This window comes from Nonomuraea sp. NPDC023979 (genome assembly GCF_040639085.1).
Classification (GTDB): domain Bacteria; phylum Actinomycetota; class Actinomycetes; order Streptosporangiales; family Streptosporangiaceae; genus Nonomuraea; species Nonomuraea ceibae.
The window spans coordinates 117,729-126,684 of record NZ_JBEZZG010000019.1 but is presented as its reverse complement, the minus strand read 5'-3'; the positions used below and the strand labels follow the sequence as shown (position 1 = coordinate 126,684).

The 8,956-nt window shown below is 72.2% G+C and carries 10 protein-coding genes; 1 reads left to right on the top strand and 9 read right to left on the bottom strand.

What is annotated here, in order from left to right; translation table 11 throughout:
• Nucleotides 1-10: 10 nt before the first annotated feature.
• From AB0G11_RS29460 to AB0G11_RS29430, 7 genes are all read right to left on the bottom strand, one after another.
• Complete coding sequence (locus tag AB0G11_RS29460) at nt 11-445, bottom strand: DUF2267 domain-containing protein (protein WP_357589837.1); 435 nt, start codon at nt 443-445, stop codon at nt 11-13.
• Nucleotides 446-518: 73 nt separating this feature from the next.
• Nucleotides 519-1,640: a glycosyltransferase family 4 protein gene (locus AB0G11_RS29455; RefSeq protein WP_357589835.1), complete on the bottom strand. Its 1,122-nt coding sequence runs from the start codon at nt 1,638-1,640 to the stop codon at nt 519-521.
• Nucleotides 1,641-1,684: 44 nt separating this feature from the next.
• Nucleotides 1,685-3,826, bottom strand: coding sequence for a glycogen debranching N-terminal domain-containing protein (locus AB0G11_RS29450; protein ID WP_219507311.1), 2,142 nt, complete (start codon nt 3,824-3,826; stop codon nt 1,685-1,687).
• A 132-nt stretch (nt 3,827-3,958) separates the two neighbouring features.
• A complete protein-coding gene (locus tag AB0G11_RS29445; RefSeq protein WP_219507313.1) occupies nt 3,959-4,375 on the bottom strand; it encodes a VOC family protein in 417 nt (138 codons plus the stop codon).
• A gap of 10 nt (nt 4,376-4,385) precedes the next feature.
• On the bottom strand, nt 4,386-4,760 hold the full coding sequence (locus tag AB0G11_RS29440) for a helix-turn-helix transcriptional regulator (protein ID WP_246645267.1): 375 nt from the start codon (nt 4,758-4,760) through the stop codon (nt 4,386-4,388).
• A gap of 65 nt (nt 4,761-4,825) precedes the next feature.
• Entirely contained in the window at nt 4,826-5,683 is an 858-nt protein-coding gene (locus tag AB0G11_RS29435; RefSeq protein ID WP_357589833.1) for an ornithine cyclodeaminase family protein, read from the bottom strand.
• Between the two features lie 28 nt (nt 5,684-5,711).
• Nucleotides 5,712-7,010, bottom strand: coding sequence for a tyrosine-type recombinase/integrase (locus tag AB0G11_RS29430; protein ID WP_357589831.1), 1,299 nt, complete (start codon nt 7,008-7,010; stop codon nt 5,712-5,714).
• A 363-nt stretch (nt 7,011-7,373) separates the two neighbouring features.
• Here AB0G11_RS29430 and AB0G11_RS29425 point away from each other — a divergent pair, with 363 nt between their 5' ends.
• Nucleotides 7,374-7,574, top strand: coding sequence for a hypothetical protein (locus AB0G11_RS29425; RefSeq protein ID WP_357589829.1), 201 nt, complete (start codon nt 7,374-7,376; stop codon nt 7,572-7,574).
• Here the strand turns inward: AB0G11_RS29425 and AB0G11_RS29420 are convergent.
• Both AB0G11_RS29420 and AB0G11_RS29415 read right to left on the bottom strand, forming a co-directional pair.
• A complete protein-coding gene (locus tag AB0G11_RS29420; RefSeq protein WP_357589827.1) occupies nt 7,571-8,419 on the bottom strand; it encodes a hypothetical protein in 849 nt (282 codons plus the stop codon). The two genes, AB0G11_RS29425 and AB0G11_RS29420, sit on opposite strands and share 4 nt — an antisense overlap.
• Nucleotides 8,416-8,859, bottom strand: a complete 444-nt coding sequence (locus AB0G11_RS29415; protein ID WP_357589825.1) for a hypothetical protein — start codon at nt 8,857-8,859, stop codon at nt 8,416-8,418. Before AB0G11_RS29415 ends, AB0G11_RS29420 begins: the two co-directional genes overlap by 4 nt.
• Nucleotides 8,860-8,956: the final 97 nt, after the last annotated feature.

Below are 8,956 nucleotides of genomic sequence, written 5' to 3'. Positions count from 1 at the left end.
CCGCGCCGCGTCAGCCGCCGTGATGGGTGGCGCCGTGGTGGATGGCGCCCCGGCTGCCCGAGGTGACGAGGTCGCGCAGGTCCTCGGGGAGGCTGTCGCGCACCTTGTTCATGATGCCGCCCTGCGTCGCCTGGCCGGTCACCTCCAGCACCACCCGCGCGAGGTAGAGGGCGCGGGGCTCGTCGACGCCCGCCCTGGCGGCGACGCGCTGGACGAATTCGTGGCGGCCGAAGTGCTCGCCGGTGCCGAGGCCGCCGTAGACCTCGGTGCGCCGCAGGTTCTCGCCGATCTCGTGGGGCAGCTGGGCGGCGAGCTTGTCCGCCAGGCCCTCCGGGACGCGTTCGCCCAGGGTCTCCAGCGTCGCCCGGCTGGCGCGTTCGGCCTTGTCGCGCCCGCCGAGGTGGGCGCGGGCCTGTACCTGTCCGATGAACTCGTCGTGTCTCATGGCTCCTCCTCACCCTCCTGGGTCGGCTACCCGTCGACCGAAAACGACAAACCACTACAAATCGGGCGTGACGCTAGCCCGAGGTCAGGTTCTTGTACGGGTCGGGCCGCCCGCCGGTGGCCGAGCGCAGGATCCGCCGGTAGACGCGCTCGTACCCGTCGACCATCACGCCGACGCCGAACGCCCGCTCCACGTGCCGGCGGCAGTCGCCCGGGTCGAGCGACCCGGCCGCCTCGATGGCGGCGGGCAGCTCCTCCGGCGAGCCGAGCACGAAACCGGTGACGCGGTCGACGACCAGCTCCGGTACCGAGCCCCGGGCCAGCGCCACCACCGGCGTGCCGCACGCCATCGCCTCGATCACCACCATGCCGAACGGCTCCTCCCACTGGATGGGGAAGACCAGGCAGCGGGCGGCGGCCAGCAGCTCACGCTTGTGCGCGGCGTCCGCCTCGCCGACGTAGACGGCGTCCGGGCCGAGCCTGGGGCGCACGTGCTCGTCGAAGTAGGCCCGCTCGACCTCCTCGGTGAGCTTGCCGGCCAGCACGATGCGCCGCCCGGCCGCGCGGGCGGCGTCGATCGCCAGGTGCGCGCCCTTGTCGTCGCCGAAGCGGCCGAGCCACAGCACCCACTCCTGCTTCCTCTCGCGGTACGGGAACGAGCCCGTGTCCAGGGCGTTGTGCACGGTCCCGGCCCAGTTCAGGTCGGGCGCGAGCGCCCGCTGGGCGTGGGAGATCGCCACGAGCGGGCTGCCGAGCGCCTGGTAGTACTCGCCGTACTCGCCGTCGGAGCGGGTGTGGCAGGTGACCACGGTGGGAATCGCGCGGGCGGCGGCCGTCAGCGGCCCGGTGAGCGAGTGGTCGTGCACCACGTCGGCCTCGAGCGCCGACAGCATCCGCTGGGCGCAGGCCGCGTGCAGCACCTCCGGCAGCACGGTGCCGATCCGCGCCGACGGCGGCTCCCGGTAGGTGCGCAGGAAGCGCGCGGGCACGCCGCCGCGGCCGGCGGCGATCAGCGTCACGTCGTGGCCGCGCCCGGCCAGGCCGGTGATCAGGTCGGCCAGCATCGCCTCGATGCCGCCGTACGCCTTCGGGGGCACCTCCTGCCACGGCGGCGCGACCATCACGATGCGCAGACCCGCCGCCGTACCCGCGCGCCACCGCACCCGCTGTGGCGCGAGATCGATCAATGAGCCCATGCCGAGCCCCCTCCCCGCAAGGCTGCGCTGAGTGCTACCCCAGGTCAGCGCCTGCACACGGTGCTGATGGGTGGACGCGGCTCGCCGATCAGCTCGATGCCGTCCGGCAGGCCGGTGACGGTGGCGGACCGGCCGCCGTCCGCGGTCTCGATGTCCAGGCGCGCCCCCGCGATGGGCAGCCCGGAGATGCGCACGTCGCCCAGGCCCTCGGGGAAGGCCGGGGCGATCCAGATCTTGCCGGCCGGGATCCACGGGTCCAGCCGCAGCAGGCAGCGCACCAGGTGGATCGGGGCCGCCGCCGCCCACGCCTGCGGCGAGCAGGAGGTGGGGAACGGCACCGGCTGGGCGAACTCCGACCGGTCGAAGCCGCAGAACAGCTCCGGCAGCCGGCCGCCGAGCTCCTGCGCGGCGTCGAGCAGCCCGGCGGCCAGCCGCTGGGCCTCCTCGGTGAAGCCGTAGCTCATCAGCCCGGCGGCGACGATCGCGCTGTCGTGCGGCCACACCGAGCCGTTGTGGTAGCTCATCGGGTTGTAGGCGCCCATCGAGGAGGCCAGCGTGCGCACGCCGTAGCCGGTGAACATCTCCGGCGACATCAGGTGCGCGGCCACCGACGCGGCCCGGTCCTCGTCGACGATGCCGGTCCACAGGCAGTGGCCCATGTTGGAGCCGAGCCCGTCGATGGGCTGCCCGGCGCCGTCGAGCCCCATCGCGTAGTAGCCGCGGCCGGGCAGCCAGAAGCGCTCGTTGAACCGGGCGCGGATCTCGTCGGCCCGCTCCAGGCAGCGCCGCTCGGTCTCGGCGTCACCGAAGGCGTTGGCGAAGTGGGCGCGGGCGACGTGCGCGGCGTACACGTACCCCTGCACCTCGGCCAGCGCGATCGGCGGGCGGGCGACGGTCCCGTCGGCGAAGGTGATGCCGTCGAAGGAGTCCTTCCAGCCCTGGTTGATCAGCCCGTGGTCGGTCTTGCGCTGGTACCAGAGCAGGCCGTCGGGGCCGCCGTAGCGCTCGATCCAGCCGAGCGCGGCGTCGGCGTGCGGCAGCAGCTCCTCGACGGCGTCGGGGTGCAGGCCCCAGCGGCGCAGCTCGCCCAGCAGCATGACGAACAGCGGGGTGGCGTCGACGGAGCCGTAGTACGCCTGGCCGCCGTCCGCGGGGACGCCGCCGCCCACGCCGAAGCGCAGCTCGTGCATGATCTTGCCGGGCTCCTCCTCGGTCAGCGGGTCGACCTTGGCGCCCTGGAGGCGGGCGAGCCTGCGCAGCGTGCCGAGCGCGAGGGACTGGTCGAGCGGCAGCGACATCCACGAGGTCAGCAGCGAGTCGCGGCCGAACAGCGTCATGTACCAGGGCGCTCCCGCGGCGATCGCCGGCGGGTCCTCGGGATGGTCCGGGTCGAACAGCCGCAGGCTGCCGAGATCCTGGCGGGAGCGGCGCAGCACCTCGTTGAGTCCCTTGTTCGCGGTGCGCAGGGCCGGGCCTCGGCGGGTCCAGTCGGCCAGCCGCCTGGCCGGGCCGGCGTGCTCGATCGCGTGGCTGGCGGGGAACCAGGCCGACGTCTCCACCCCTTCGATGATCGGGTTGACGAGGATCGTGGCCCGCCACTCCCCGCGCGCCGGGACGACCACGCGGAAGGCCAGCAGCCCCGGCGCCGCCGTCACCCCCACATCCGCGGGCTCCACCACGACCCTGGCGCCGCGCGCCCGGCTCGCCGAGAAGATGTGCAGCCCCGCCCCCTGCGGCGTCATCTCCACGTCGGTGGCGTGGCGCACCCGTTCGGCCTTCACCTCGAACAGGTCGGCCACGTCGGAGCCCAGGTTGACGGAGACTGCGCAGCCGATCGGCTCGTCCGACAGGTTGCGCAGCGTCAGGTCTTCGCGCAGGCCGCCGCCGACGTAGCGGTCGCGCACCACCAGCAGCGTGCTCTCCACCCGCCCCGGGCGCGGCCCGGCCTTGCCGAGGAACGTGGCGTGGTACGGCTCCGACGGGATCACCTGGAGCGCCTCGACGGGCACGTCGTCCACCCGCAGCTCCAGCCACGACAGCAGCCGCGTGTCGGCGTGGTAGACGCCCTGCGCCTGGCCCGGCAGGATGTCGCCGCCCCGGGAGCACACGCAGAACGACGGCCCCTCGACCAGCGTCACCGTGTCGCCCAGCGCCCCCGGCTGCCCCTCAAAGGTCCACGCGTTCACCCTCGTGCCCCCTCCGCTCCTGCGCAGGCACGTTACCCACGCTCGGACGGGCCACGCGGCGCAGGCGGAACCATTGCCATGACCTGCGCAAATACCGGCAATACGGCAGGCACTACGGCGGGGCGCCCGGGGTCAGCGGGCGAGCGGCTGGTTGACGCGCACCAGGTTGCCCGCCGGGTCGCGGAAGGCGCAGTCGCGGACCCCGTACGGCTGGTCGACCGGCTCCTGCAGCACCTCGCCGCCCGCCGCGCGGACCCGCTCGAACATGGCGTCGCAGTCGTCGGTCTCGAAGATCGCGGCACGCAGCAGGCCCTTGGCCAGCAGGGCGGCGATGGCCTCCCGGTCGGCGGGCGAGGCGCCGGGGTCGGTGACGGCCGGTTCGAGCACGATGTCGACGCCCGGCTGCGACGCCGCGCCCACGGTCACCCAGCGCATCCCCTCGAACTCCACGTCGGCGCGGACCTCCAGGCCGAGGGCGTCGCGGTAGAACGCCAGCGCCTTGTCGTGGTCGTCGACGGCGATGAAGCACTGCGAAAGCCTGATGTCCATGCCTGCCACACTACGGGCGGGAGGTGCGCTTCGAATCGGCGTTTCGGATCGGGCGGGTGTAGATCTTCGCCACGCAGGCCGGGATGGCGGCGCCCTCGTCGTGGGCGCGGGCGCGGTAGGCGCTCGGCGTCTCGCCGACCAGCTCGGTGAACCGCGAGCTGAACGAGCCCAGCGACGTACAGCCGACGGCGAAGCAGACCTCCGTCACCGTCAGGTCGCCCCGCCGCAGCAGCGCCTTGGCCCGCTCGATCCGGCGCGTCATCAGGTAGCTGTAGGGCGTCTCGCCGAAGGCCGCGCGGAAGCTGCGCGAGAAGTGGCCGGGCGACATGAGGGCGACGCGGGCCAGCGCCTGCACGTCGAGCGGCTCGGCGTAGTCGCGGTCCATCGCGTCGCGGGCCCGGCGCAGCCGGACCAGGTCCTCCAGCGTCACCCCACCAGCATCCCACAAGGTCAGCCGGTGGGGGTGTCCAAAAGGTCCACCTCCAGGCCGATCCCGCGGCGTCCGGCCTCCTGGTAGGCGAGCCAGGACAGGGCCAGGTCCTGCCACGGCAGGCCCACCGGGGCGTAGACGGTGCGCGCTTCCGGGTCGGTGCGGCCGGGGTGCTCGCCGCGCAGGATCTCGCCGAGGGTGGCGTCGGCGGCCTCCGCCGGGAGACCGGCCGCGGCCAGGGCGCCCATGGCGGCGGCCAGCTCCCGGTCGTCCACGGCCACCAGCGCGGCCTCCAGCACGTCGGCGGCCAGCTCGCACTTGCCGGGCTCGTCGGCGCCCAGGCTGGTGAGGTGCTGACCCGGCCGCGTGTCGGCCAGGCGGAGCAGCGGGGCCCGCGACCAGGTCGCGAGCAGCACGATCCCCGCCCGCTCGGCCACCTCCCCCGCCGACCCGGCCACCTCGACCGCCAACCCGCCGGGGTGAGCGGCTCCGGCCCCGGGGCGGGCGGGGCCGCCGGCGTTGGGGGTGGCGGCGGAGTCGGGGGCGGAGTGGGCGGGGGCGCCGGCGTGGCGGGCGGCGAAGGCGTGGGCGCGGGGCTCGTCGGTGTCGTGGACGAGGAGCTTGGTCACGCGGCGGAGCCGGCGCAGGCCGGTGACCATGAGGTCGGCCTGGGCGCCCGCGCCGATGACGCCGACGACCGCCTCTCCCCCGGGATCGGCGGCCAGGGTGTGGGTGCCGAGCGCGGCGGCCAGCCCGGTGCGCCAGGCGGTGACCGTCGCCGAGTCCAGCAGCGCCAGCAGCTCGCCGTCGTGGCCGCTGTGCAGGCAGATGACCCCGCGCAGCGCGGGCGTGGCGGCGGGGAACTTGGCGTTCCCCATGCAGTCGGGCCTAGAGCAGGGAAAACGTTCATCCAATCAGGCCGTGGGCCGTATCCGGGCCGTCTGAGAGAGATCCGCGACGGCGCAGGGCGCCGTCGATGACCATCCGCATCCGCTCCTCCGACTTCGGCATCAGGTGCGCGTATGTCCGCAACAGCAGCACGCCGCCATCCGAATGCCCCAACCAGTCGGCGACCGCCTTCGGGCTCTCGCCCTCCGTCAGCAGCACGCTCGCGAAGTAGTGGCGCAGCATGTGCATGCCGTGCTCCCGATGCACCAGGTCGCGCTTCTCACCGGCAGCCAGCTTCGGCACGACCCCCGCATCAACGAGCGCCCGGTGCCACACCTTCAGGAACGTCCCCGGGTGCACCTGCCGGCCTAGGGTGTTGGAGAAGAACAGCCGAACCTTCGTCGGCTTCCCGTCCTCCTTGACCCACGGCAACGTCGCCTCGACCGGCTCGAACCGTCGCATGTGCTCCGACAGCGCCACCTTGACGCTCTCCGCCAGCGGGACGTCGCGCGGCTTACCGCCCTTCGGCGGCGCGAACACGAGCGGGCCGCCTTTCAGAAGCTTGAGCTGGCGCCGCACATGGGCCACGCCGCGCAGCCAGTCCACGTCGTCAGGGCCGAAGCCGAAAATCTCGCCCTGGCGCAGCCCGAGCCCCGAGCCAGCGTCGACCGTGGCCTGGTAGCGCTCCGGCAGCACGTCGGCCACACCGAAGAGCTGATCCTCCGTCCACGGCGTGAGCTTCTTGCTCACCACCTTCGGCAGCTTGACCGTGCTCGACTTCACCGGGTTCTTCACGATGAGCTCGTCATCGATCGCCACCGAGAAGACCAGGCGGACGTGCGCCATGATGACCTCGATGGTTTTCGGAGCCAGGCCCCCCGACTCCATACTCTTGACGACCTTCTGAATCAGGGAGGGGCGCCGGGACAGCATGCCGAGCTCGGCCGAACCGATGACCGGATAGACGTGCGTGGCCAGCCGCTCCCGCATCTTGACCCGGGATGCCGGGTCAAGGGTCCGGTTCTCGACGACCTCCTCGGCCTGCTTGAAGAAGGTCACCTTGCCCGCGTTCGGGTCGATGTAGGTGCCGCGCAGCAGATCCGCCGCCACCTCGTCCTTCCGGTTGTCCGCGTCGGCCTTCCTGACGAACGACTCGTTCCGCTCGCTGCCGTCCACGTAGTAGCGCAGGCGCCAGCGCTTGCCCCGGCCGTACCGCTCGGGGTGGCGTTCGAGGACAGGCTTGCCCTTGGCGTCGTACTCGACCTTGCCGTCTGGGCCGCGCTTCTTCCGCATCCAGCGATCCTCAACGTGCGCCATGTGGCTACCTCCGCATCGCCTGATCTGGGCCGACGCTCCCTATTCAACTTCCATGCCGGGCCGTACATGGATTTGTGGCAAAAGTCCTACGTGGCCTCGGGGGGAGATCCGTGTAACCGCTTCGCGCGTGTAGCGCACGGTCGAGTGCGTGTTCTAGAGTGTTGCTCGCCAGATCTTTCCTGTTCTCTCCTGGCTTGCACGGGAGGCCAGGAAAGGGGCGGGCCCGGCGGAAGCTCTCACCTTCCCGCCAGGCCCAGCAGCGCGAGACCTCGACCGTCGCCCAGACGAAAGGCAAGGCACGCTATGGCGAACCGTACCAGCGCCCGACCGGCCAGCCGGAAAAGCTCCGCCGGCCCCGACCGCATGAACGACGTGCTGCTCACCTTCCCCGAAGAGGTGTGCGCCCTCACCCGGCGCACCGAGAAGACCGAGCGATGGATGCGCCAGCACCGCCGGACCAGCTACCTCTGGAGATCAGGCAAGAGGCTGTTCGCCTGGAAGTCCGACGTGATCGCCTACCTCGAAGAGCAGCGCCTCGCCGACCAGGCCGCCCAGCAGAGCTAGCCCACACACACCTTCGGCAGCAGCTTCACGTCGACGTTCACAACCCCGTCGCAGTTGCCGGTGTCGACGAGCGGCACATCCAGGCGCGGCTTCTTCACCTTCGGCGCCTCCGGCGCGGGGGCTGGCGTGTCGACGTCCACGACCGGCGGGACGGTCGCCTTCGGCAGGTCGGACGCTGACTTGGCCGGGGCGTCCTGCTCTCCGGCCGGCGCCGCGGAGGTGTCCTTCCGCGGGCGGGGGCGAGCCTTCCTGGTCGGCGTCTCCGCCTCGACCGCCGACGGCTCCGACTCCGTCTCAGGCTCCTGTGGCTCCGGCCGCTCGTCGCTCGTCGGCGTCGGGGCGGGGGACGGCTGCACCGGCTCCGCGTCGTCCACCACCGGCGCCACGATCCGGGGCGGGCGGGTGGACGACTTGGCCGACGGCGCCGGATCGTGGCGGACCGGCGACACCGTCACCTCCGCGGTGGGCGTGCGCGTCTCGCTGGTCGGCGTCGGCAGCGCCAGACGCAGATCCGGCCGACGCGGATCCTCGCCCGGCCACGAGGGACTCGCGACCGCCAGAGACATCGCCATCGCACCGCCTGCGAGCGTCGTAGCCGGGCCGCGGACGGACGGGGCTAACTCCTTCACCTTCGTCCCCCACTCCGTGAGCAGCGCCAGCGGCATCAGAATCTTCTGGCCGCGCAGCGCCTTCAGCTTCGCCTTCCCCGCCGCGTGGGCGCGATGGCGCTCCACCCGCGACAGCTTCTCGTCGATGACGATGACGTCGCGGCCATTCCGCTGCCCCAGCATGACCTCGACCCCCTCGGGCAGGTCCTCGTACACCACCAAAGCGTCCGACGTCACTGCTCCCCCTCCGTGCTGAGCTGTGCTACCTGTGCGTTGATCCTCCGGAAGATCGCCTTCATGCGCTGCCAGTCGTGCCACTCGGCGACCGGGTTCGGGACGCGCGGCCTACCGTCCACCACGACCACCCACTCCGTGTCGTCCACCTGGACCGCCACCGGGATGCAGTCCTCGCTGCCGGTGTGCCAGGCGATGACGAGCTGCTCCGGCGGGGCCTCGTCCGGGTCGAGCGCCAGCGCGTACTGGTACGACTGGATCAGGTGGTGGGCGGCGTCGAGCTGCACGCGTAGCGACGCGTTCTCGCAGGCGAGCCGCTCATGCTCAGCCGCTATGCGGGTCTGCCACGCCAGCAGCGAGTTGATCGCCTTGATGCGGCCTTGGAGCCGCTGGAGCGTTGCAATGTCGTCGCCGGACTGCGGATGGGGGACGGGCACGGACATGAGGCACCTCGGGACGAAGCCATAAATCTTCCAAGGGCAGCCCCCACACACGCCCCTTTTTACAGCGTCGTCCCATTCTGTACCCGGAGAGCTCTTT